Source organism: Runella sp., from assembly GCF_965279615.1.
In the GTDB taxonomy this organism is placed as follows: Bacteria; Bacteroidota; Bacteroidia; order Cytophagales; family Spirosomataceae; genus Runella.
Genome location: NZ_OZ257252.1, coordinates 4,063,613 through 4,085,128, shown reverse-complemented (window position 1 = coordinate 4,085,128; position 21,516 = coordinate 4,063,613). Strand labels below are relative to the sequence as shown.

General features: G+C 43.1%; 30 protein-coding genes. 19 read left to right on the top strand and 11 right to left on the bottom strand.

All coding sequences use genetic code 11. The features are described from left to right. Positions 1–6: 6 nt before the first annotated feature. Positions 7–918, bottom strand: a complete 912-nt coding sequence (locus ACQY73_RS17395; protein ID WP_428668390.1) for a YihY/virulence factor BrkB family protein — start codon at positions 916–918, stop codon at positions 7–9. A gap of 196 nt (positions 919–1,114) precedes the next feature. Between ACQY73_RS17395 and ACQY73_RS17390 the strand changes: the two genes are divergently transcribed. The 8 genes from ACQY73_RS17390 (at position 1,115) to ACQY73_RS17355 (ending at position 4,585) form a co-directional block, all read left to right on the top strand. Continuing rightward, positions 1,115–1,267, top strand: a complete 153-nt coding sequence (locus ACQY73_RS17390; RefSeq protein ID WP_428668388.1) for a lmo0937 family membrane protein — start codon at positions 1,115–1,117, stop codon at positions 1,265–1,267. A gap of 53 nt (positions 1,268–1,320) precedes the next feature. After that, complete coding sequence (locus ACQY73_RS17385) at positions 1,321–1,500, top strand: hypothetical protein (RefSeq protein ID WP_428668386.1); 180 nt, start codon at positions 1,321–1,323, stop codon at positions 1,498–1,500. A gap of 175 nt (positions 1,501–1,675) precedes the next feature. After that, positions 1,676–2,143 carry a Dps family protein gene (locus tag ACQY73_RS17380; RefSeq protein WP_428668384.1) on the top strand — a complete coding sequence of 156 codons (468 nt, stop codon included), beginning with the start codon at positions 1,676–1,678 and terminating at the stop codon, positions 2,141–2,143. A 10-nt stretch (positions 2,144–2,153) separates the two neighbouring features. Beyond that, positions 2,154–2,861 carry an OmpA family protein gene (locus ACQY73_RS17375; protein WP_428668382.1) on the top strand — a complete coding sequence of 236 codons (708 nt, stop codon included), beginning with the start codon at positions 2,154–2,156 and terminating at the stop codon, positions 2,859–2,861. Positions 2,862–2,889: 28 nt separating this feature from the next. After that, entirely contained in the window at positions 2,890–3,072 is a 183-nt protein-coding gene (locus ACQY73_RS17370; protein WP_428668380.1) for a hypothetical protein, read from the top strand. Between the two features lie 12 nt (positions 3,073–3,084). Beyond that, positions 3,085–3,336, top strand: coding sequence for a hypothetical protein (locus tag ACQY73_RS17365; RefSeq protein ID WP_428668378.1), 252 nt, complete (start codon positions 3,085–3,087; stop codon positions 3,334–3,336). A gap of 301 nt (positions 3,337–3,637) precedes the next feature. Beyond that, complete coding sequence (locus ACQY73_RS17360; protein WP_428668376.1) at positions 3,638–3,880, top strand: hypothetical protein; 243 nt, start codon at positions 3,638–3,640, stop codon at positions 3,878–3,880. A gap of 189 nt (positions 3,881–4,069) precedes the next feature. After that, complete coding sequence (locus tag ACQY73_RS17355) at positions 4,070–4,585, top strand: hypothetical protein (RefSeq protein ID WP_428668374.1); 516 nt, start codon at positions 4,070–4,072, stop codon at positions 4,583–4,585. A gap of 192 nt (positions 4,586–4,777) precedes the next feature. On the opposite strand, the gene ACQY73_RS17350 is transcribed toward ACQY73_RS17355, so the two are convergent. After that, on the bottom strand, positions 4,778–5,359 hold the full coding sequence (locus ACQY73_RS17350; RefSeq protein WP_428668372.1) for a hypothetical protein: 582 nt from the start codon (positions 5,357–5,359) through the stop codon (positions 4,778–4,780). Between the two features lie 123 nt (positions 5,360–5,482). Between ACQY73_RS17350 and ACQY73_RS17345 the strand changes: the two genes are divergently transcribed. Then, positions 5,483–5,962 (top strand): helix-turn-helix domain-containing protein, encoded by a 480-nt coding sequence (locus ACQY73_RS17345; RefSeq protein ID WP_428668370.1) that lies wholly within the window; start codon positions 5,483–5,485, stop codon positions 5,960–5,962. 108 nt (positions 5,963–6,070) lie between these two features. Here the strand turns inward: ACQY73_RS17345 and ACQY73_RS17340 are convergent, their stop codons facing one another. From ACQY73_RS17340 to ACQY73_RS17325, 4 genes are all read right to left on the bottom strand, one after another. Next, positions 6,071–6,298: a hypothetical protein gene (locus ACQY73_RS17340; protein ID WP_428668368.1), complete on the bottom strand. Its 228-nt coding sequence runs from the start codon at positions 6,296–6,298 to the stop codon at positions 6,071–6,073. Next, the gene (locus tag ACQY73_RS17335) at positions 6,255–6,929 is read right to left on the bottom strand and encodes a PD-(D/E)XK nuclease-like domain-containing protein (RefSeq protein WP_428668366.1); all 675 of its coding nucleotides are present in this window, start codon (positions 6,927–6,929) and stop codon (positions 6,255–6,257) included. Before ACQY73_RS17335 ends, ACQY73_RS17340 begins: the two co-directional genes overlap by 44 nt. Then, positions 6,926–7,096 carry a hypothetical protein gene (locus tag ACQY73_RS17330; protein ID WP_428668364.1) on the bottom strand — a complete coding sequence of 57 codons (171 nt, stop codon included), beginning with the start codon at positions 7,094–7,096 and terminating at the stop codon, positions 6,926–6,928. The genes ACQY73_RS17335 and ACQY73_RS17330 overlap by 4 nt, the downstream gene beginning before the upstream one ends. 186 nt (positions 7,097–7,282) lie before the next feature. Continuing rightward, positions 7,283–7,969, bottom strand: a complete 687-nt coding sequence (locus ACQY73_RS17325; RefSeq protein WP_428668362.1) for a hypothetical protein — start codon at positions 7,967–7,969, stop codon at positions 7,283–7,285. Between the two features lie 139 nt (positions 7,970–8,108). Here ACQY73_RS17325 and ruvB point away from each other — a divergent pair, with 139 nt between their 5' ends. The 5 genes from ruvB to ACQY73_RS17300 all read left to right on the top strand — a co-directional run bounded on the left by ruvB (position 8,109) and on the right by ACQY73_RS17300 (position 12,208). After that, complete coding sequence (ruvB, locus tag ACQY73_RS17320) at positions 8,109–9,122, top strand: Holliday junction branch migration DNA helicase RuvB (RefSeq protein ID WP_428668360.1); 1,014 nt, start codon at positions 8,109–8,111, stop codon at positions 9,120–9,122. A 130-nt stretch (positions 9,123–9,252) separates the two neighbouring features. Next, positions 9,253–9,864, top strand: coding sequence for a type II toxin-antitoxin system VapC family toxin (locus ACQY73_RS17315; RefSeq protein ID WP_428668358.1), 612 nt, complete (start codon positions 9,253–9,255; stop codon positions 9,862–9,864). Positions 9,865–9,940: 76 nt separating this feature from the next. Next, the gene (locus tag ACQY73_RS17310; protein ID WP_428668356.1) at positions 9,941–10,243 is read left to right on the top strand and encodes a Dabb family protein; all 303 of its coding nucleotides are present in this window, start codon (positions 9,941–9,943) and stop codon (positions 10,241–10,243) included. 51 nt (positions 10,244–10,294) lie between these two features. Next, positions 10,295–11,167: an AraC family transcriptional regulator gene (locus ACQY73_RS17305; RefSeq protein WP_428668354.1), complete on the top strand. Its 873-nt coding sequence runs from the start codon at positions 10,295–10,297 to the stop codon at positions 11,165–11,167. An 84-nt stretch (positions 11,168–11,251) separates the two neighbouring features. Continuing rightward, entirely contained in the window at positions 11,252–12,208 is a 957-nt protein-coding gene (locus ACQY73_RS17300; protein WP_428668352.1) for a VOC family protein, read from the top strand. Between the two features lie 39 nt (positions 12,209–12,247). Here ACQY73_RS17300 and ACQY73_RS17295 read toward each other — a convergent pair whose 3' ends face one another. Then, positions 12,248–13,201 carry a bifunctional helix-turn-helix transcriptional regulator/GNAT family N-acetyltransferase gene (locus ACQY73_RS17295; RefSeq protein ID WP_428668350.1) on the bottom strand — a complete coding sequence of 318 codons (954 nt, stop codon included), beginning with the start codon at positions 13,199–13,201 and terminating at the stop codon, positions 12,248–12,250. Between the two features lie 425 nt (positions 13,202–13,626). Between ACQY73_RS17295 and ACQY73_RS17290 the strand changes: the two genes are divergently transcribed. The 3 genes from ACQY73_RS17290 to ACQY73_RS17280 are packed head-to-tail and all read left to right on the top strand — an operon-like array spanning position 13,627 to position 16,164. Next, positions 13,627–14,604 (top strand): VOC family protein, encoded by a 978-nt coding sequence (locus ACQY73_RS17290; protein ID WP_428668348.1) that lies wholly within the window; start codon positions 13,627–13,629, stop codon positions 14,602–14,604. A 52-nt stretch (positions 14,605–14,656) separates the two neighbouring features. Next, positions 14,657–15,283 carry an alpha/beta hydrolase gene (locus ACQY73_RS17285; RefSeq protein WP_428668346.1) on the top strand — a complete coding sequence of 209 codons (627 nt, stop codon included), beginning with the start codon at positions 14,657–14,659 and terminating at the stop codon, positions 15,281–15,283. Further along, entirely contained in the window at positions 15,280–16,164 is an 885-nt protein-coding gene (locus ACQY73_RS17280) for a pirin family protein (RefSeq protein WP_428668344.1), read from the top strand. Before ACQY73_RS17285 ends, ACQY73_RS17280 begins: the two co-directional genes overlap by 4 nt. Before the next feature lie 72 nt (positions 16,165–16,236). Here the strand turns inward: ACQY73_RS17280 and ACQY73_RS17275 are convergent, their stop codons facing one another. Both ACQY73_RS17275 and ACQY73_RS17270 read right to left on the bottom strand, forming a co-directional pair. Further along, complete coding sequence (locus tag ACQY73_RS17275) at positions 16,237–17,178, bottom strand: hypothetical protein (RefSeq protein ID WP_428668342.1); 942 nt, start codon at positions 17,176–17,178, stop codon at positions 16,237–16,239. A gap of 68 nt (positions 17,179–17,246) precedes the next feature. Next, positions 17,247–18,254 (bottom strand): c-type cytochrome, encoded by a 1,008-nt coding sequence (locus tag ACQY73_RS17270; protein ID WP_428668340.1) that lies wholly within the window; start codon positions 18,252–18,254, stop codon positions 17,247–17,249. A gap of 138 nt (positions 18,255–18,392) precedes the next feature. On the opposite strand from ACQY73_RS17270, the gene ACQY73_RS17265 reads away from it, so the two are divergent. Next, positions 18,393–18,515: a hypothetical protein gene (locus ACQY73_RS17265; protein WP_428668338.1), complete on the top strand. Its 123-nt coding sequence runs from the start codon at positions 18,393–18,395 to the stop codon at positions 18,513–18,515. Positions 18,516–18,649: 134 nt separating this feature from the next. On the opposite strand, the gene ACQY73_RS17260 is transcribed toward ACQY73_RS17265, so the two are convergent. Next, positions 18,650–19,360 (bottom strand): LytR/AlgR family response regulator transcription factor, encoded by a 711-nt coding sequence (locus ACQY73_RS17260; protein ID WP_428668336.1) that lies wholly within the window; start codon positions 19,358–19,360, stop codon positions 18,650–18,652. A 218-nt stretch (positions 19,361–19,578) separates the two neighbouring features. Between ACQY73_RS17260 and ACQY73_RS17255 the strand changes: the two genes are divergently transcribed. Further along, on the top strand, positions 19,579–20,127 hold the full coding sequence (locus tag ACQY73_RS17255; protein ID WP_428668334.1) for a helix-turn-helix transcriptional regulator: 549 nt from the start codon (positions 19,579–19,581) through the stop codon (positions 20,125–20,127). Between the two features lie 132 nt (positions 20,128–20,259). Here ACQY73_RS17255 and ACQY73_RS17250 read toward each other — a convergent pair whose 3' ends face one another. Then, positions 20,260–21,513 carry an RNA polymerase sigma factor gene (locus tag ACQY73_RS17250; RefSeq protein ID WP_428668332.1) on the bottom strand — a complete coding sequence of 418 codons (1,254 nt, stop codon included), beginning with the start codon at positions 21,511–21,513 and terminating at the stop codon, positions 20,260–20,262. Positions 21,514–21,516 lie beyond the last annotated feature (3 nt).

Below are 21,516 nucleotides of genomic sequence, written 5' to 3'. Positions count from 1 at the left end.
AGCTCGTTAGGGATTTTTTACCACAATTTCACTCTTTTGAAACCGTACAGCATAAGATCCGGGGCGAATTCCGCCGCCAAAATTAAGCGCATAGACTTTAGTAAATTCTGCGCCGAAATAGAGAATGACCGACGAATAATAGACCCACAATAAAATGATGACTACCGATCCGGCGGCGCCGTATGCTCCTCCAATGTCTGATTGCCCCAGGTATAATCCAATAACATATTTACCGATCATAAAAAGAACCGCCGTAACTCCCGCTCCGATAAAGGCATCTTTCGCTTTTACTTTTCCGTCGGGTAAAATGCTGAATATCACCGCAAATAACACCGTCATAATGATCCATATAACAGCAGCATTCAGTATCCAAAAAATATAAACGGTAGCTTCTGAAAACAGTGCTTTGAAAGGTTCGTTGAAAACCATGATCAGCGCATTGAGCAGAAGCGAAACAATAAATAAAAAACCCAATGAAACAATCAGCGAAAACGAAATAAGGCGGTTGATGAGGTATTTCAGAATTCCGCTTCGGGGTTTTGGCTTAATGGACCATATTTGGTTGATAGAATCCTGAATTTCGGCAAAAACCCCCGTTGCGCCAAGCAACAATGTAATTACACCGATGACGGCTGCAATACCCGATTTTCCCGACAACTCGGCGTTGCGTATCAACTCCTGAACTTCTTTGGCTGCCTGCGCACCGATAAGCCAATCCAGTTGGCCGTACAACTCACCTTCTACCGCTTCTCTGCCATAAAATAGCCCAACTATCGACATAAAAACCAACAGCATAGGTGCCAACGAAAACAACGTGTAATAAGATAAGGATGCGCTGAGCTTTATGGCGTTATCATTTGAAAATTCTTCGAAAGCTGCTTTCAAAAGCGAGCCGTACTTCTTGATAAAAGAAACCATAAGTGTAGTTATGTCAATAGTATAAAGTCAACAACTATTCCACAATATTGTTTGATGAACCTATGGGGAAAATGTTCCCCAAAATAGGATACATACAGGTTGATTTTCTACATAAATACCGCGTTCCGGGCTGTGGCACAAGTATTTGAAGAATTATAATCGTCAAATGAATTATAATCTCTTAATCTTTAAAGCCATGCGTTCCTTACTATATATCATCGCTGTAATCCTGATTATCGGTTGGCTCATCGGAGCTTTTGCTTACAGCGCAGGTGGACTTATCCACATCTTATTAGTACTGGCAATCATTTCATTATTGATCGGATTTATTCGCCGCGGTACGGTATAACTAATAGTTGATGCGTAGATACAACATCGTAAAATCTTAACTTACTCAATGTTATGGAAATCGCTTTGTTATTAACAGTTACCGGCCTGGTAGGCTTGGCCACTTCAGTTGGGATGTTGTATCTATCGCATACTCCTACTACAGACGGGACAGACCCTGCGGGAAGATTCAACCAACAGGGGCGAGATGATTTTTTCCGGAAGGTCAAAATGAACGCCCATCGGCTCAAATGACCCGGATAATTATTTTGTTATAAAAACAAAAAGTAATTTCCGAAAATACTAATGACCGGCACGGCTTTTTAGCAACAAGCTTTGTAAAAATAGAAAAGGTCATCCATTACCCCTTGTTCTCATTATTTTCAAGCACCATTATTAGTTAATTAAGTAATTATTAAAGCACACTATCATGCAAGCAGATATTGGAATCCCCGAAGTGCAAACCGACAAGATCGTCGATATGTTGCACAAAACCCTTGCTGATGAGCACGTACTATTGATCAAAACCCGCAATTACCACTGGAATATAAGAAGCTCCAGTTTTATGGAATTGCATAAGTTTTATGAGGCTCAATACGAAATTCTCACCGAATTGATCGACGAAATAGCGGAGCGTGTTACCCAATTGGGTGAACGGGCTGTAGGAACAATGAAAGAGTTTCTGTCGATCACTCGTTTGGAAGAGGGGCCATATCACCACCAACAAGACCAACAGATCAAGCAATTATTGCACGATCATGAGGAGCTTTGTAAACATTTGCGGAATCACATTGAGAAAACGGATAAGTACAGCGATCCTGTAACAACCGATTTTATGACGGGAGTTTTGGCCCAACATGAAAAAATGGCTTGGATGCTGCGCTCTTTTTTGAAATAGTTCTGCAGCCATGAAAACAATACAAATAAATAGATCAGCCAAAGGCCTGACAATTTTTGCAGCAAGCATACTGTTGATCACCGGGCTTTCCGACTGTTCATCCACACCACAGACAAAAAAATCGGGGACCGGCACTGCCTCGACACCAAAGCAGTCAATTAGCAGATCTAAAAATCCGGCTAATTATGCAATAGTCGCCTCAACAGTTGGCGGAGCAGCCGGTTCCATTATTGAACAATACATGGAAAAGCAATCCGTCAAATTGAGCGAAGACCTGAATTGGATTGCTAAAGTAGAGCGAATTGGGGAGGGAATAAAAATCACGATGAACTCAGCAGTTTTGTTCGGAAATGATACCTATATTCTCTCCAATGATCCTCAGCCTCAAATGAAAAAGTTGGCCGAAACGCTAATGACGTATAAAGACACCGAAATTTTGGTGGCCGGACATACAGACGGAGAAGGAGACGCCAAAAAGAATCAGGTGCTCTCGGAAAAACGAGCGGAAGCTTTTGCCGATTTTTTGCAGGCGCACGGAGTACCGCAATTAAGAATTGTGACTCAAGGATTTGGCGAACAGACTCCTAAGATGTCTAACGGCACCGAAGACGGACGACGTCAGAATCAGCGTGTTGAGGTGGCTATTGTGGCCAATCAAGCGCTGAAACAGCAGGCCAAAAACGAAGCTGCCGAGAAAAATCTGAGCAAAAAGAATTAAAAGTTAAGTGGTTGAAAATAAGAGTGCTATGGCAGAAAATATTGTAACTCCTCAGGATTTTGATAAGAACCCAAAAACGGGTGAAGTCCAAAAAAAAGAGGCCGACACTGCCCCAAAAACAACAGAAGTAGACCCCAAAAAGGTAGATATCAAGTTGTACAAAGAGCAAAAGAAAAAGGCGGAAGAAGCCGAAAAATATACCAGCGATTAGACGACAATAGCCATGAAAAAGTCAGTTGAAGGAGACGAAATAATCGCGGATAATTCAAAAATGGTGTCCGGTAATACAGAAAATTCGACAGAAGCGCTTTTTTCAGATGCGCCTACCGTAGAAAAAACACCGGAAGACAGTAAAATCAAATCTGACGTTCCTCATACATCGGAAAGTGAGAGCATCAGATCCTCAAAGAGCAAGAATATGAGTAAGAATCGTGGGTATAACGAGCCACCAAACACGATTCCCATCAAAAAATAGTGTAGTAGATTTTTCATAAGGTAAAGGGTTTAGGAATGGGTGAGAGCCGGGGGATACTGTCCCCCGGCTCTTTTTTTTGTCCAAAAAACAGTAAGCCTGCAACTATTCCGGCTATCTCTTCTTTATCGCGGTGTATTATGCTGTTTTTCAGGGAGTTATAAAGCTTAAAAACGGCCTGTTTTTGAGCTTTTTTTTTGAAAAAAAATGACAGTTTCGTAAGCAACTATTTGCTTTTATATTCAACATTTATTTATTATATTTATACTCATTTTCAACCACTATAACACAACAATTTTTTTCAATGGAAAAACAGTCGGAGTACTTTAAAAGCAAAGGTGGAGGTCAGTTTTTCAAGCTGTTAAGCGAGTATGAAGTAAAAGTAATAAGCCTGTACGATTTCAACCCTATCATTGAAAGACGGCGAATTTCGCCCACGATTATCGAGCAACTCAAATGCGTTCCCTGCCCGGCAGCGGAGTTTGAAAGTGCCGAAAAAGAAGCCATCAGATTACTGGATTTGCCGTATTATTATCCCGTAGCATAGCTGCTGAAAGGCGGATGTTGAGCAGCTCAACGAAAAAGCGCATCGGCTATATTGGGAGCGCCGCATAATTGAGCTGAGATGCAACCTGCAGGCCGCTCAGAGAGAATTGAAAGGCATTGACAGGGAAGTGGCGGAAAGGATCGGATAACGTGGCGTAGAAGCCCCTTTGTAGAAGAAATTAAAAAAGTCATGAAAGCATTCATCGAAACATCCCCCGTTCAGGTAAGCGATTTGATTCATTTAAATCGCTTACAATTTCGAATCGCCGAGTGGGCATCTATGCACAGCAACGGCGAATTCTTTCAAAAATTCTTTTGGGAATGGAAAGAAGAGACAGAACGATACTATTTACAAATAACTTCTCACCAAACCACCTATCATAGCGCATTTGGTGAATTGAATACCCTGAAAAGCGAATGGCAGGGATTGATGAATACTGCCGATGTCAGAAGTGAAGGGATGAGGACCGCAGATTTCTTTGAAATGGCAGATAAGTTGTTTGCGACAGAAGCAAAAACCATAAAAAGCCTCCTGCGGCTTTACGGGTTGAACGAAAATCTAAGAACAGTACTGGAAGTTCACTCGAAAGAAATAATGCTTCTGCGTGAAGCTATGGCGTTTTTAGAGCAATACGACGCTATTTTTGAAGGAGCCAAAGTGTCTGTACTGGAAATAAATGAAGGAAAAGCGTATCAAACGGCTTAGGAAAGTAAAAAGGGTGAACCGAAAAATGTAAAACTGAAAAATGTAAAACCGTAAAATGATAAACCGCAAAAGGGAAATTTAAAAGCCTATACGATTGAAACGGCCAATATTGCTTATAGAGCTGATTTTCTCACACTTTTACATTTTTCAGTTTCTCGGTTTATTATTTTTCAGTTTTCCTTATTCTCGGTTCTATACTTTCGGTTTTGACGAATGTGTTTCAATGAAATTTTCTACGATCGGTTGAAGGGTAGGGTACTGCTTTATGATCGTTTGTACGTTTTCTTCCAATTCGTGGTTGTATTTGCGCTTTTTACGTTCGTAGTAGCGTTCAATATAACCCGCACGGGCATTCATGTATTCTTTGAACAGCTCGATCAGGTAACCGGCTGTTGAGCTTTTACGCACTTTGTAATGCCCGGCATACGTGCCCGCCAACAACACATCTTTGGCGCTTTCAGTCGAATAACATTTGACCAGATAGCGCACAAATAATTGCTTCTCAAACCACGAAATTTTGGCGATGGATTTTGGCCAACAATGAAGTATAATTGCTCCCAATAATTTCTCGGTAAAAGCCTGTCCTCTCAGGGCCGTGATCTTTGACAATGAGGGAGCGGTCAGCGCTTCTTTGAATCCGACAGTTTGCGAAAGAGCATGAAACAGGTCTCTTAATGCTTCATTTTTTAAGTCGTCTTCCTGATTGCTGCAGGCTCCCAAACAGGCAAGGATCTTGAACTCTACAGCTACGGTACTATTCATTATATCTTTCATAGTTTTACCAAAAAAAGAAAGCAATAGAAAATAAATATTGACGTTTTCTTGCCTATTCGGAACTCTTCTTCTTACTTTTGAGAGAAATTAATCAGTAAGCATCTCAAAACCCCGAAAAAAACGATGGAATCGCAGGATACTAAAACCATTTTTAACCGTTTGGCCTATCTCATTGAATCTAAGAAAATGACACCTTATGGTTTTAGTAAAGAATTGGGCTTTGATAAACCGGCAAAGCTTTATACGATTTTGCGAGGTAAAGTGCGGCCCAGCTATGATACATTGGAAACCATTCTGACCAAGTTTGAAGATGTAAGTGCTGAGTGGTTGTTGCGTGGTGCCGGAGATCCTGTCAGAATCATCAATTCAATTTCGGTAAAAGGGGGAAATGGAACGACAAGTATTGAAGCTTCTACGCAAATAACCACTCAGGTTGCCCATAATGACAATAAAATACTGGTACTTGAAGAACAAAGAAAAGGGCTGGAGCGGCTTTTGGACGAACGCGAGCAGACTATCCTACTCCTCAAAGACCAAATCCTCATTCTGCGCGAAGTCATCCAGCAGACACGCTCAAACCCAATCTCTGTTCCTGCTTCATAAGGGATGTACAATTAGTGTCGGTTATGTGCTGACGCACTTAAGGGGTATTGGCTAAAGAGTTTTAGAAATTTGATTCCTGACTCTTAGCACTTTACAAATAACTCCTCATCAAAAAGGTGGTTCCCATTCTCTCATAAAGACGCAGTCGGCCAACAGGGCTTCTAAGTTATCGCACTGCAACAGCGTAGCCAATGCTTCAGCGTTGTCATTAGTGCGAACGGTCAGGGTTTGTCGGGGGGTAGTAACGGTGCTCCAATCGCTTTCGACCTTCACTACTTCAATGGCTTCCGGATTAATCCAGAACAATCCACTTTCTCCTTTGAGTTTTATCATCATGGTTGCTTTTCCAGGTTTTTAATAAAGATTGATACTTATTACGTCCACGCTTTACAAAATCGTCGTCGGGCAAAAGCTCGTAGGTATATATTTGGTAAGGAAAATTCTTTTGAATCCCAAACAGTACGAATTTTTTAGGGAGAGTTGTTTCATTTCTGAAACTATCCCAATAGAAGGCTACTTGTCGGTCATAATCATAGGTGCGGCATATGCGTCGGAAAGCTTCCGATGAATCGCAGGAAGTCGTTTTTATGTCCGCCAAAATTCCCTGCGAACACACCATGTCCAGTTTTCCCTTGCACAGCACGCCGGTCATATCATCTTCCCACACGCGTACTACCTCACAATCAGCCTGTTGGAGTAATGTCTGAAAAGGAGCAAAATGATAAAGGTTGTCTCTGATGCTTTCAACAATATCAACATCAACCTGATCGCTCCAATTCTTTTCAAGATGCGGTTCCAACACCGATTGGTGCAACGCAGAGCCCATTTGAAGGGCTTTGGTATTGAGAGGGCGGGTACGGGCAAAAAGTTCGTCACGCAGGCGACTCAGATCGGAATTGGATACCGCCTTGATTCGGCGGTATTCTTCATCAGAAATTTGGGGGGTAAGAACTGCTGTATTTATCATCGATTTTTCCATTGTTCAAACATCTCCAAACCTCTCAAAGCAGCTTCTTTCAGCTCGTGGCGCGTCAGACGTGCCTCCTTAAAAAGACGCACGCTTTCTGTCGTAATACGGCCGTGACGGGCTACATCCCGCTTGATACTCATCATGGCAAAATCACGTTGTGACATGGATTGAAAATTTTTAAGGTTAACAGATCACAGTTTTGAGTTAAATCACAGCTGCGGAGTGCGCAAAAAACGCTGCGCACTGCCACAACTGCCGGTCAAACGGGGTAAAGAAGCTTGACGTTGATTTTACCAGTCAACCTTTTAGGCAGGGCCCGAAAGGTGACTTACTACCCTAACTCTATGTTTTTAAGCTGCCTGAGATTGTGCTACAGATCCCAAAGGCATGATTTCTTCAGATTCAAGCAAACGGGCAAAGGAGCGTGACACTACCTTGTGCTCAGCTACCGGAGTAAGCGTTTCGGCGCGATAGACCGCGTGGTCTCTTATGTAATCGCGGTATTCTTTTACTTTTTCTGATTGGCTTACTTCATACGAAAAACGAGTAATGTACCAAGTCTTGGTCGGGTCACCTTTGCTGGTTACGCGTTCGGGCCGGGCCGTCAGGGTAACATCGCACAAAGAGAGCTTTTCGTAGTGCAAAGGCTCCATCAAACGAAACAACTCACTCACTGAGGTGTTGTTGAACATGATTGAGGATACACATTGCTGACTGTCTATGAAAAATAACTCGGCCCACATTTCTTTTTCGGTCCGGCCAAAAAGGACGTCTTCAAAAAACCGGTACGCGATGGGCTGAAACGTGAAAGAGGCCAACGTTTTACCTCTGTCGTCTATCAATACACGTTCTCCGTATAGGTTGAACTGACCGTTTTGACCGTTGAAACGATACTCGCGCGGACGACCGGGCAAGTATAAATATTTGTCGGCCACCACTTCTTCGCCCGTTTCCGAATCTATGATTATTTCCTGATACGATTTTATCTCTAATGCATCATGAGCAGTGGAGATGTTGGAGCTATGAGTCGATTCCATAGTGATAAAAAAGATTGAGTGTTTTTGAGTAACAAATGTACAATATATAAATATTAAATACAAAAAAATATTTTACAATTAATAAAGAATATAGATACAATTAGTATTTTTATTTTTACTATTTTTGTTAAAAAAAAGCATGGACACAAACATTGTCAGAAAAAACACTCCTCTTGAAACCGATCGCGAGGTTGAGCGTGCTTTGAGGCCATTGAGTTTCGGCGATTTTACGGGTCAGGACAAAATCCTGAACAACCTGAAAGTGTTTGTCGAAGCGGCTCGTCAGCGCACCGAACCGCTCGACCACACGCTCCTCCACGGGCCTCCGGGATTGGGGAAAACAACACTCTCTCACATCTTGGCCAACGAAATGGGGGCGGGCATCAAAACCACCACAGGACCGGTGCTTGATAAGCCCAGCGACTTGGCAGGTTTGCTCACGAATCTGCAACCGAATGATGTATTGTTCATTGACGAGATCCATCGGCTAAACCCCATTGTGGAAGAATATCTGTATTCGGCAATGGAGGATTTTAAGATCGACATATTGCTCGATAACGGTCCCAATGCGCGTTCACTCCAAATTCAGCTCAGTCCGTTCACGTTAGTAGGCGCTACTACGCGTGCAGGCCTCTTAACAGCCCCGCTACGCGCTCGTTTTGGTATAAACGCCCGTCTGGAGTATTACGACGCTGAATTGCTCTGTACGATCATACAGCGGTCTTCCGGCTTGCTGGGCACGCCCATTGAACCCGAAGCGGCGTTGGAATTGGCCAGCCGGAGCAGAGGTACCCCGCGCATCGCTAACAACCTGTTGCGCCGCACGCGTGACTTTGCACAGATATTGGGCAATGGCACCATTACGATGGATATTACCCGTCGCGCGTTGAAGGCGTTGGAAGTAGATGCGAACGGTCTTGACGACATGGATAATCGTATTTTAACGACCATTATTGAAAAATTCAAAGGCGGCCCGGTTGGCATTTCGACCATTGCAACGGCCTGCGGTGAAGAGGCCGAGACCATCGAAGAAATGTATGAGCCTTTTCTGATTCAGGAAGGGTATATCAAACGAACAGCTCGTGGAAGAGAGGCCACTGAAAAAGCCTACCATCATCTTAGAATTCCTGTCTACCTATCAGAAGCAGCGTAAGAAGAAGGGCGAGATTCTCGCCCTTTTTTGTTTTAAAAGGCTTTTTGAGTTGTTGTGTTTATGTTTATTATTAGTAAAAATATTTTGTACTTTTGAAGTCAAAACCGATTTATCTCATTACTCCTCAAAAATGGAAGATTCAGTACACATTCCCACTACCCCTAAACGAAGCAAAAATAAGTCTTCTCACCCCAAAAATGCCGTTCTATGGACGCATGAAATTGTGGATTATTCTCCTTTTGGCGCGGCGGTGCCGGCGGTTGAGTTTCCGTACCGTAAACTTCCTAAACAAATTATGTTGGATACTTCCACGTTGGATCTATTGATACGTAATCCAAATCGCTTATCGCACAATGCCCTGCGCCTCATTAATGAGTGTGAAGAGGGCGGTTGCATCAGTTCGGCTACGGTGTTGGAATGGGCAAATTGGATTCAGCGCGGTTATTATCAACTGGAAACTTCATTGGATACTTTCTTTGAACAAATTATCCATCATTGGCAATTGCAAATTGTACCCCTTCCGCTCGAAGCATACTCATTGTATACAGAATTGCCGATTGTTACGGCTGAGATGAAAATGCCCGAACGAAATGAGAATGGAAGCAAAATGCGCAAAATGGTACACGATGACCAATACGACCAACTCATTGCTGCACATGCGATCATTGCCAAAATGCCTCTGCTAAGTCCGCACGTTATTTTTAAAAATTACGAACGTTTTGGGCTGAAATGGGCATGGTGACAAACTTTTAGGTATTTTTGGAGGATTAGATTTTGGGTAGAACTACTTCTCATTATAAAAAACCCCTTCCGGAACCATGTTTGTACATCATGTATTTTTTTATTTAAATAATCCCGATAGCAGTGCCGACCGCGACGCGCTTGTGGCGGGTTTGCAAACACTTACTTCGATTGAAGTTGTAAAATTGGCTCACATCGGTAAAGTGGCTGATACATACCGCGCTGTGATCGACCGTTCGTATTCAATTTCGTGGTTAATGCTTTTTGAAACCAAAGCGGATCAGGATATTTATCAGGATCATCCTGTACATCATACATTTGTGAAAGACTGCGCACATTTGTGGGAAAAGGTAGTCATTTATGATTCAGACGATGTTTAATGGATAATAACGGCATGGCGCGAGTCATGCCGTATTTTTTTGATTCCCACCATGCAAAAAGCCGAAACCCACATTCGACTGGCGCATCTTCCCACTCCGTTTGCGTATCGCACTATGGCAGAGGTGGAAGTACGGCGCACACACCTACCCGATCTGCCTCATCGGCACGATCATTTTACGGTGATCCTCGTTGAAGCAGCCGAAGGAACCCATCAGATTGATTTTATCGAATATCCATTACGGGATAATACCGCCTATTTTGTGTCGCCCGAACAAATTCATCATTTGACGCTAACACAGCCTCATCCGCGCGGCCATGTGATTCTATTCCGCCCCGATTTTTTGCAGCAATACAGTTTTTCGCCCTCTCAACTGTCCGATATGGACTTGTTTTTTAACTGTGATGAGGCTTTGCCGCTTACGTTCACCTCAGACGAAATGAGCATACTGTTGCCGTTGGTTAAAGGAATTGCGGAAGAAACGCAGTCGGAGCTTCCGCAGAAATGGGAAGCCGTTGGCGCATGGCTGAAACTGTTTTTACTTCAATGCAAACGGTTCAAATCTGCCCAAAAAGTATTGAACAGAGGGTGGGACAATCGTCAGGCGGAAATTGTAAAACATTTCAAGAACGACGTAGAACAGTTTTTTCATAAGTTTCACAAAGTCAACGAATATGCTGATCGTCAGCATCTGACGGCCAATCACCTCAACGACGTTATTAAGAGTGAAACGGGTACGTCGGCCAAAGAGTTTATTCAGAACCGGCTGGTGTTGGAAGCAAAACGGTTGGCCCGTTATTCAGAACTCAGTGCGAAGGAAATCGCCTATCAATTGGGCTATGATGACATTGCCCACTTCAGTAGGTTTTTCAAAAAAAGCGAAGGAATTGCGTTCAGTGAGTTTCGAGAAAACGCAGAACCGTAAAAACGCCAACAACTTCCCCGTTTTTGCCATTGAAAGGCGCAGGATTAAGGCCCAACTTTGCGATCATCTAAACCTTATCCATGCATGAAAACAAATACCGTCATTCAAGGAGTTCACCACGTGACCGCAACGGTCAACGAAGCACAGGCGGATTACGATTTTTACACCAAGCTTTTAGGGCTTCGTTTGGTCAAAAAGACGGTTAATTTTGATAACAACTCCGTCTATCATTTATACTACGGTGATAAAAAAGGCACGCCCGGCACCATTTTTACGACGTTTCCTTATCAGGATCAAGGGGTAAGAAAAGGTACGGAAGGAACGGGCATGATCAGCGCCACTGCTTTTTCGATTCCTGCTATATCATTGGAATTTTGGAAAAACAGATTAGAAAATGTGGGAATTACAGTAGTTGTTTCGCAACGTTTCGGCCAACAGGTGGTATGGTTTCGTGATCCTGCTGACTTACAAATTGAATTAATTACGGACGATACTGATACCCGAACTCCCTTTGTTACGGATGAAATCAGCAATGAAGTAGCCATTCGCGGCATTCACCACGTTACGTTGTGGATAGCGCAGAATACTTGGGAAGCTGTCAGGCAGTTTTTGGTCGCTGAAATGAACATGGAAGAAGTAGCGCAGGAAGAAAATAGAATACGTTTGGAAGTAAAAGGCGGTCAATCGGGCAACAAACTGGAATTGTTACGGGCCGACGCAGATACACCTCGCGGCAAAAACGGCATAGGCACGGTACACCATGTAGCGTGGAAAATTGCCGACGAAGCAGCGCAATTGGCGTTGCGCCATCGCTTGGCGGATGAATTGGGAATTGAAGTGACCGAAGTCAAAGACCGTAAATATTTTCGCTCCATTTATTTTCGATTGCCTTCGCATCAACTGTTTGAAGTAGCTACCGCCGGGCCGGGATTTGACGTCGATGAGTCTATTGAAGAACTCGGGATGCACCTGATGTTGCCGGAAGATAAAGAGTACAACCGCGCCGTTATTGAAGCGGGGTTGCCTGATATTCAATTGTAAACGGAAAGCGGATTGTCGGCAAATGGAGAACGTTGGGATTTAAAGAAGCATCTCCATTGCCACATCGGCGCGCGAATAGGGAGAACTGAAATCTTTTACGGTTTTAAAACCGAGTTTTTGGTAAAGATTGAGCGCAGGCAACAGCCGTGAATTTGTTTCCAAATACAATCGTTTCAGCCCCATTTTGCGGGCTTCTTCAATGATTGATTTCCCCAATAATTCGCCGATTCCCAAGCCTTTAGCGCTATTGTCGACGCCCATTTTGGAAAGCTCCATGCTATCGTCGGCCATAGGTTTAAGCGCCGAGGTGCCCACGATTTTGTCTTGGTATTCGGCCAATAAAACCAATCCGCCTTTGTTGATGTAAAATTTTTCAGGATTTTCGAGCGATTCTATGTCGAGCGGCTCGACTTTAAAATAGCGCTCGATCCATTCATAATTGATGCGTTTGAAGCTCTCACGATGAGCGGCGTTTTCGGAATCAAAAGGAATGATCTTTACTTTATTTCGTTCACGAATCTTCAGGCGGCTTTTGATGCGTTCGGGTAAACCTTTACGCAAAATGACTTGTTCGTATTCCATCAAAGCACGAAGCACGTCAGTTTCGCATTCATTTTTCACTTCATTCATGGTATCTTCCAGATCTTCAAGCAGTTCGTTCATGCGCTGATGCATTTGGTGTCCTTTTTCGGTCAATCGAACGGTGGTTTCGCGTTTATCAATAAGACCCTTTTGCGTTTCGAAAAAACCTGCTTTCGTCATTTCCTTGACCATTAAACTAACACCTACGTGCGATTGCCCAATGTATTCGGCAATTTTAGAGACCGTTTCCGCTTCATTTTGGGCTACAGACAAAAAAACCGGAAACCACTTTACCTCAAAATCCATCCCGTACATTTGATATACCTGCGCTGATGCCTGTTGGCTGATCTCGCCGAGCCGCCGCATATAACTTCCCAGGGCAACGTAGCCTAATGTGCGATAAAAATCCATGATATTAAATATTTACGTAATTAATTACGTAAATTAAATAAATGAAAATATAAAAAGCAATAACTTGGAGAAATCGTTATAAAAAGATAGTGAATACGGTGTCATTCGGTTTTGAGAAACCTCATTGTCGGATTTAAGAATCCTCCCGCAGTCGCTCGCGTCTCGCGAGTGATGACTATTTTGAGGCCTCAGGCCATAATTTGTTATTCTACTCAGGCCGGAGGCCTGTTGATAGCAGTCACTCGCGGGACACGAGCGACTGCTTTTTCGCTTTCCATGATTTTGGCAACGCATTCCTGCTTTTCGCCATTGAACGGCTTTAATTATTAGCTGACCTTTGTAACGTTAATAAAAAACAAAAGGCGTTGGAAAACAAAGAGTTAGAAAGCAACCCTTTTTCGCTAATCATAAAATTACATAAGACAATGGAAACGAATAATTTGATAACAGGACTTCACCACGTAACGGCCATTGCTGCCGATCCTCAACAAAACGTGGATTTTTACGTAGGTTTATTAGGATTAAGATTGGTCAAAAAAACGGTCAATTTCGATGCCCCCGACGTATATCACCTTTATTATGGTGATGAAACAGGAAATGCCGGAAGTATTTTGACCTTCTTCCCGTTTGGAAAAGGAAGCCAAAAAGGGCGCCATGGCAAAGGGCAGGCCGCAACTACTTCTTTCTCAATTCCAACGGCAGCCATTGATTATTGGACAAAACGTTTTGATCAATACGGTATTTTGTACAAAAATCCACAACAACGTTTCAACGAAGTATTCATTTATTTCGAAGATCCCGACGGCTTAGGATTGGAATTGGTAGCCAACGATGTAGACGTTCGTCCGGGCTTCACGTACGGTCATATTCCGTTGGAATACTCAATTCGTGGTTTTTGGAACATTGAAATTTGGGAAACAAGTTACGAACGAACCGAAGCTCTATTAGCCAATTCGCTCAATTATGAATTTGTTGCCGAAGCCGGTGCTCGTCGTCGCTATGCGCCAAAAGACGGTCGCGAAGGACAATTTGTAGACATCGTTTGGGACAGTAACAATCGTTGGGGCATGAGTGGTGCCGGTACTGTACACCATATTGCCTTTGATACACCTACCGACAGTTCGCAACTGGAAGTACGTGAAGCCGTACTTTCAGCTGGATTTATGCCAACGCATGTGCTTGATCGTCAGTATTTTCATTCGATTTATTTCCGCGAACCGGGTGGTGTATTATTTGAAGTAGCCACTACGCCTCCGGGATTTTTATTAGACGAAGAAAAAGCAAAATTAGGTGAAGCGCTCAAATTACCGCCTTGGCAGGAACGCAACCGTGGACAAATCGAGCAATTGCTGCAACCAATTTCGTTGGAAGCCGTTTACCAAAAATATAACATCAACCACTAAATAACATTTCCCCCTCTCCTTAAATAAGGAGAGGGAAGGGGTGAGGTTAATCATGCACAATATAAAAAACACCGTTTGGGCGGGACAGCCACTTGCCCAAGCCAAACGCGTACTCATCATGACCCACGGACGTGGTGCGAGTGCGCGCAGTATTTTGGGTTTAGCTGCCGAACTTGACGTAGAAGATTTTGCGTTGGCAGCTCCCCAAGCCACGGGAAATACGTGGTATCCGTATAGCTTTTTGGCACCTGAATTGCAAAATGAACCCGGCTTATCGTCGGGATTGCAGGTGTTAACTCAACTGGTGGACGACATTACGCGAGAAGGATTTGATACTCAACAAATTTACCTGTTGGGTTTTTCGCAGGGAGCGTGTCTGACGGCAGAATTTGTGGCGCGGAACGCGCAGCCGTTGGGTGGTGTTTTCATTTTGAGCGGTGGAGTTATTGGTGATTCCATCAAACCGGAGCGCTATTCGGGTGATTTTAAAAACACTCCCCTCTTTTTGGGCTGTTCGGATATTGACGCGCACGTTCCTTTACATCGTGTTCAGGACAGCACCGCAGTATTCGAAAACTTAGGAGCCAATGTAACGGAGAAAATTTATCCAAATGCTCCGCACAGTATTTTTCAGGACGAACTCAATCATATCAATCAGATACTGAACAACACAAAATGAAAACATTCAAAACCATTTCATACGTATACGGAGGCCGGCCGCAGCAAGTAGGCGACGGATTTGTGGGACAAAGCATGATTCCTTCCCAACGGTTCCAGGATTTCAGCCCTTTTCTGATGCTCGATCACCACGGCCCAATGCAGGTCAAACCTTCGCGAGTGCCCAAAGGTGTAGACGAACACCCTCACCGCGGCATCGAAACTGTAACGGTCGTTTTTGAAGGAGCGCTGCAACACCGCGATTCGGCGGGAAATAAAGGTGTTATTTTTGCGGGGGATGTGCAGTGGATGTCGGCTGCTTCGGGTTTGGTTCATGAAGAAAAGCACGAGACGAATTTCTCGCGCCAAGGCGGCATATTGGATTTTGTGCAGTTGTGGGTCAATCTTCCACGGGCGCATAAAATGGAAAAACCGCGTTATCAGGAATTGACTTCGGCACAAATTCCTTCGGTTCAGCTCAATGAAAATGTTCAATTACGGGTTATTTCGGGCGAATTGAACGGATTGAAAGGTCCTGCGCTCACGTATACACCCGTGCTTTTGGCAGAAATAGTTGTGTCGGGCGCAAGTCAATTTGAATTACAATTACCCGAAGGATTCAATGTCGCTATTCACGTAGCTCAGGGAGAGGTCTTGATAAACGATACTGAAAAGGCCGCAGCCAAGAGTATTGCCAAACTCAGCCAACAAGGTGAGTGGGTAACAATTTCAACGGATTCGGAAGGTGCCCGGTTGTTGATCTTAGGCGGAGAGCCTATCAATGAGCCGATTGCAAGTTACGGACCCTTCGTGATGAACACCCAAGCTGAAATCATGCAGACCATTCAGGATTATCAATCAGGTAAAATGGGCTTTCTGGAGCCGGTGGAATATTCTGAATAAACAATTTTGAACCATCGGTCGGCAAACCGATGGTTCAAAATTGTTTTCAATGTTTTTCTCGGTAATTTCGATTTATTTTAAACCTGTTAACCACTCTTGCGCAAACGCCTTTGCTGCCGTTACCGGCTCTTTTCCCAAACGATATAAAAACTTCCATTCAGCGGGTTTACTTTGATAAACAGGATTGACAAATACCTGTTTACTACCCGAGGGCATAAGTTTGGCATTGAAATCAACGTCAGTGCAAAGAGTAATAAAGTCTTTGAGGCGCTGGCGCAACAGCGGACGAAAATCGCTGTGGGCGTCCAGAACCGCTTTTTGTTTTTTATACTCAGCATTACGCTCTTTGGCATATGCCAAATCTTTTTGCTGCTGATTGACGCTTTCCCCACTTTGTTGTTTTGTTTGTCCGGTCTGATAAGCCATAAACTGCTTTTTGAACTCCGCAGGTTTGCCTTCGGTAGCCGCCAGCATCTTCTTGATTTCGGCTATTTCTCGGGCTTTTTGGGTACGTTCTTCACCTTCATACTTTTTCAGCTCTGCTTCCTGTTGTTGGAGTTGCATTTTTATGCCCATTTGTAGCATGGCAGGGTCAAGTTGAGCAAAAGTTTTCTGCATCAAGGCCATGTGTTGATCAACGGCTGCATCCATTCCGCCCACTTCCTGTTCGCGTTGGGCAATAGCGGCATCATTGTAGGTTTCGTCAACGGGGTATTTTTGCTTAAGCCATTGGCGGTATTCTTCTTTAAAATTATCGGATTCCACATAGGTGCGGACAAACTTTCCTAATGCTCGGACTGTTGAGGCTTGCGCATTTGCGGGAATGTGTTTAGCGATTTTACGCATTGCTGATGTACTGTTGAAGAGAAAAAATCGATTCTCTGCCAAATTGTCCAACGTACCTTGACGTACATTATGGATAGTGACTCCTGTATCGGTCAGCACATCAAGAGGGCGCATGGCCATCAACGCTGCCAAAAAGAGAAGTATGCAAAAAATAGGTATGTATTTCATGAATGTAAATAGATGATAACGAGTGATATTGATGTATTTACGGAAACTGCCATTGACTTGATGGCGGGCTATTTTGCCGCAATAGGTGCCTTTGCAGAAGTAACAGCCGTAAAAGTTTCGACTTTGTTTTTAACAGGTTTTAAAGTTTGTAAGTATGAATAAATAGCCCCCAGATCGTTCTCACTCATGCCGGAATACATGGTCCAGGGCATGATCGTTTGTTTCTCGCCGGGTTTTACAGAGTGGGGTTTGTAGCCGCCGGCAGGGTCAAATGCTTTGAAACGGGCAATGAATGCCGCTTTTGTCCATAGTCCGAGACCGGTTTCTTTGTCAGGAGTAAGATTGGCAGTACGCATCACGCCTCCGGGTATGGGTAATTCCACACCTCCCGCAAAATTCATCCCCGGTAGTGGTTCTCCTTTGTCTGTTTTGGTATGGCAATCGGCACAACCGGCGGCATTGACCAAATAACGTCCGTAAGCTATTTGAGAAGTTGTATCCGGACGCTTTTCAAAATTTGGTTTTTGAGGAATTGTATTGACAATGAAGTTCATCGGAAAATCGGACTCTGAATCAGGTATTTTGTTATGAATAGGTTGGATAGTGCGGATATAGGCAATAATGGATTTAACATCTTCCTGATCCATTTTTCCGTAAGCTGAATAGGGCATTAGCGGAAAAAGCGCTTTTTCATGGCGATTCACTCCTGAGGTAATCGCACGAAACAGTTCGCCGTCAGTCCAGTTTCCAACTCCCGCAGGGGTGATGTTGCGGGAATAAAAAGTACCCGGCAAGCCCAATTCCCGGCCGAAACGTTCGCCCCCTTTTCCGATCGTTCCGGGTGTGGGAGGGCCTGAATAGCGAGTCCAATCACGGGTACTGTGGCAGTCCATACACACGTTGACGTGGTTGGCTAAATAGCGTCCACGCTCAATCTGAGCTTTAGTGGCGTTGATTCTTAACTCGGGCGCAGGTCCCACATCGGGCAGAATGAATTTTACGTAGGCCATTACGCAGCCAATACCTATAACTACCACGGCTAAGCCGATAAAAATGTAACGGAGAATAGTTTTCATGAGTTGAATTTGTTTTAAAATAGCTGATTTGGCTTTGTTCTATAGGGCAGCAATAAGTGATAACCCCTTCGGTAAGAAGGGAGGGGTTGGCGGAATGTTTTATGGCTGCTTTATGTCAACGCAATTGAACTTGGCCGATTGACGAAACAAAAGTGGCGAATAGGAGAAGGTATTTTCAACGGCTTACCGGTTGAAATGTCATTTGGAGAAGTTGTAACGGAACAACAGGTAGCCCAACCGTTGATCAATTATGGTGATTGAGTTGAATTATACTAAGAGTAGAAGATGCATCAAAGCAAAAATTCTCCGCAGTAGCTACTGCGGAGAATTTTTTATGACTTGATAATAAATACAACTAGAGCGGCGCATATCGCAAAGATATGTCTACAGTTTTTTTAGCGATATTGTTTATTAACCAGTTCTAATAAGTCTTTTTGGAAAGCTCTACCAATGGATAATATGTTTCCTTTGACATTTACTTTCCCGGCCGAAATATCTATTCTGTTAATAAAATTCTTATTGAGAATAAACTTTTTCTGTATCTGTATAAAGTGATTATTAAGGTTTGCAAGGATTTTTCGAAGGGAGCTCTTAAGCACATAATGGCGATCAACGGTATGTATGGTTACATAATTTCCCTCACCTTCTATGTAAATGATATCCTTAAAAGGAAGCAAAATCTTTTGGCGGTATTTTCCATTTACCCATATGCCCTCTCGTTGCGGCGCCGGTGATGAGTTAAGAGACGAAGTAGGATCAGTTCTTAAAACATTCTTTATCGCCCCCAATAATGTAAGACGATGAAAAGGCTTGACCAAAAAAGTAGTGTTTGGAATTGCCAGGGCCTGTTGGAGGTATTCATCCTGAGCAAATCCCGTAAGAAATAAAATAGGATAGTCGGGTTTGAATTTTTTGAATAATTCAAGTGATATCCCATCGGGTAAAGAAATATCAGCCAATACTATATCGGGGGTTGACTGAGCAAGAACCAATTCGGCAGCCTGACAAGTTTCCACTATTTCCAGATTAACATTCGGCAGCTCTTCCAACATCATCGGAATCTTCAATTGCCAGATAGGATCATCTTCAATAATAAGGAAATGCATAGGTTTTGTGTTGAACTTCAATGCAATTAAGTCATATAATAAATTATACAAAATAAAAACAGGTGACAAAATGCAAAATATGGTGACAAACGAGCATTTATTTGATTCTAATACTCTTTACTTGCTGTTCGTCACCTTTAAGTATCGTATTTTTTGTTTTTTGCACCATTTTTGTTGATTAATAGACATATAATGTTGATTAGCCTTCCCTCCAACCTATGAACAAGATTATCCTTCCAAACCAACAGCAAGTGGATGCATTGACGCAACCTGATATATGTATTAAAATTGCGAGTGTGCATCATAAGTTATTAATTGATTTTCTGATTCATCAACGAATTACGTTTAGCATACTTCCAACCGGCGAAGATTCTGCAATAACGTATATATATCAGATGGAAGATTCACTGCCGGCTTTTACTACTGTTTCAGGAGAGACACGTCAAACACTCGAGAGTGTCTATGCAAAATATATACTGAGAAATATCAATACTCCTCCAAATATTGAAGATATAGCCCAAGAAATCGGGTGGAGCACATCCAAATTCAAAACAAGGTTCAAGGCATATTATGGAAAACCGTTTTATCAGATCTATATGGATCAAAAAATGAAATATGCTGCCAAACTTTTGAAAGAAGGACATAAGGCAATGGATGTTTCGGAAAAAGTCGGCTATTCGCAGCCGATCAAATTCAGCAAGACGTTTCAAAAATACTTTGGAGTTACACCTCACAAGTACAAAAAACAATATCCACTGATGAAATAATTCGTTATCAGGACAGGAGATTTTTCTTCAAAAACAACGGTCGTTCATTTACACTGAACGACCGTTTTGTTATCTCTCAGAGATTATGATCAAGAGAAAGAAATTCTGCAGATACGTTTTTATATAACAAAGCTAATGAGTTAGCTTCTCAATTTTTTTCCAAATCAATTGCCATTCAATTTTTGATTCTGTGAGTTGAATGGCAGCCTCGTAGTACTGTTTTGCGATTGTATTTTCTTTTAATTGTGCGTAAAAATCGCCTAAAGCAGTATGATAGTATTGGCTTTTTTCAAATCCTTTAAGCTCAAGCAATGCATTAATTCCTTTTTGAGGTCCTTCGGCAAATCCTATGGCAATGGCTTTATTGAATTGTACCGTTATGCCCGGATTGATTTGTTCCAACAATCGATAAAGATACGTGATCGCCTGCCAGTTGGTACTTTCAAAGTTTTCGGCCTGTGCATGATAACTTGCAATGGCTGCCTCCAGGTGGTAGGCACTTATTTCAGGTCCATAAGAGGCTTTATTTAAGAACTCAACACCTTTGTTTATTCTGATTCGATCCCATTGTTGGCGATTTTGATGCGCTAATAAAATGATATTTCCTTCTTTGTCCTGACGGGCATCAAAGCGGGAAGATTGAAAATACATGAGCGATAAGAGAGCGGCTGTTTTGGGCAACGCAGTATAGCGGTGCTCACTTAACAAATTGCCCAATCGCAATGCTTCCTCACAAAGTTCCTGCTTAATGAGTTGTTCGGAGTGTTGGGAGTTATAGCCTTCATTGAAAAGCAGATAAATAGCCTTCAAAACGGTATCTAAACGAGCCGGAAGGGCATCTCCTGAAGGTACTTCCAGTTCAATGGAGGTCGTGCGTATTTTGTCTTTGGCACGGTAAAGGCGTTTATTAATGGCTTCGTCGTTAGATAAAAAAGCTTTGGCAATTTCAGGAATACTCAGCCCGCAGAGCGTGCGTAAAATAAGCGTGATCTGAGCTTCCGGTGGCAAACTTGGGTGACAACAGGCAAACATCATCCGAAGTTGGCTGTCTTCCATTTCATGTTCCAGAAAAAGGTGGTCAATGTGCTGTTGCATTTGCTGCTCTGATCGAAGTTCATCAACAATGTCGGGGCTTATTTCTTCAAAGACCTTCTCTCTGCGCAATCGGTCAAATACTTTGTTTTTGGCCGTAGCATAAAGCCATGCCGTTGGATTTTCCGGAATCCCGTTTAGCTTCCAATGTTGCATGGCGGCCAACAGCGTGTCCTGTACCACATCCCGAGCAGTGTCGTAATTGGAGAATCCGAACAAACGTGTGAGTACGGCAAGCATCTTTCCCGACTCGTGCCGAAAAAGATGCTCCGCCATCCGATTGACTTCCGTCATAAA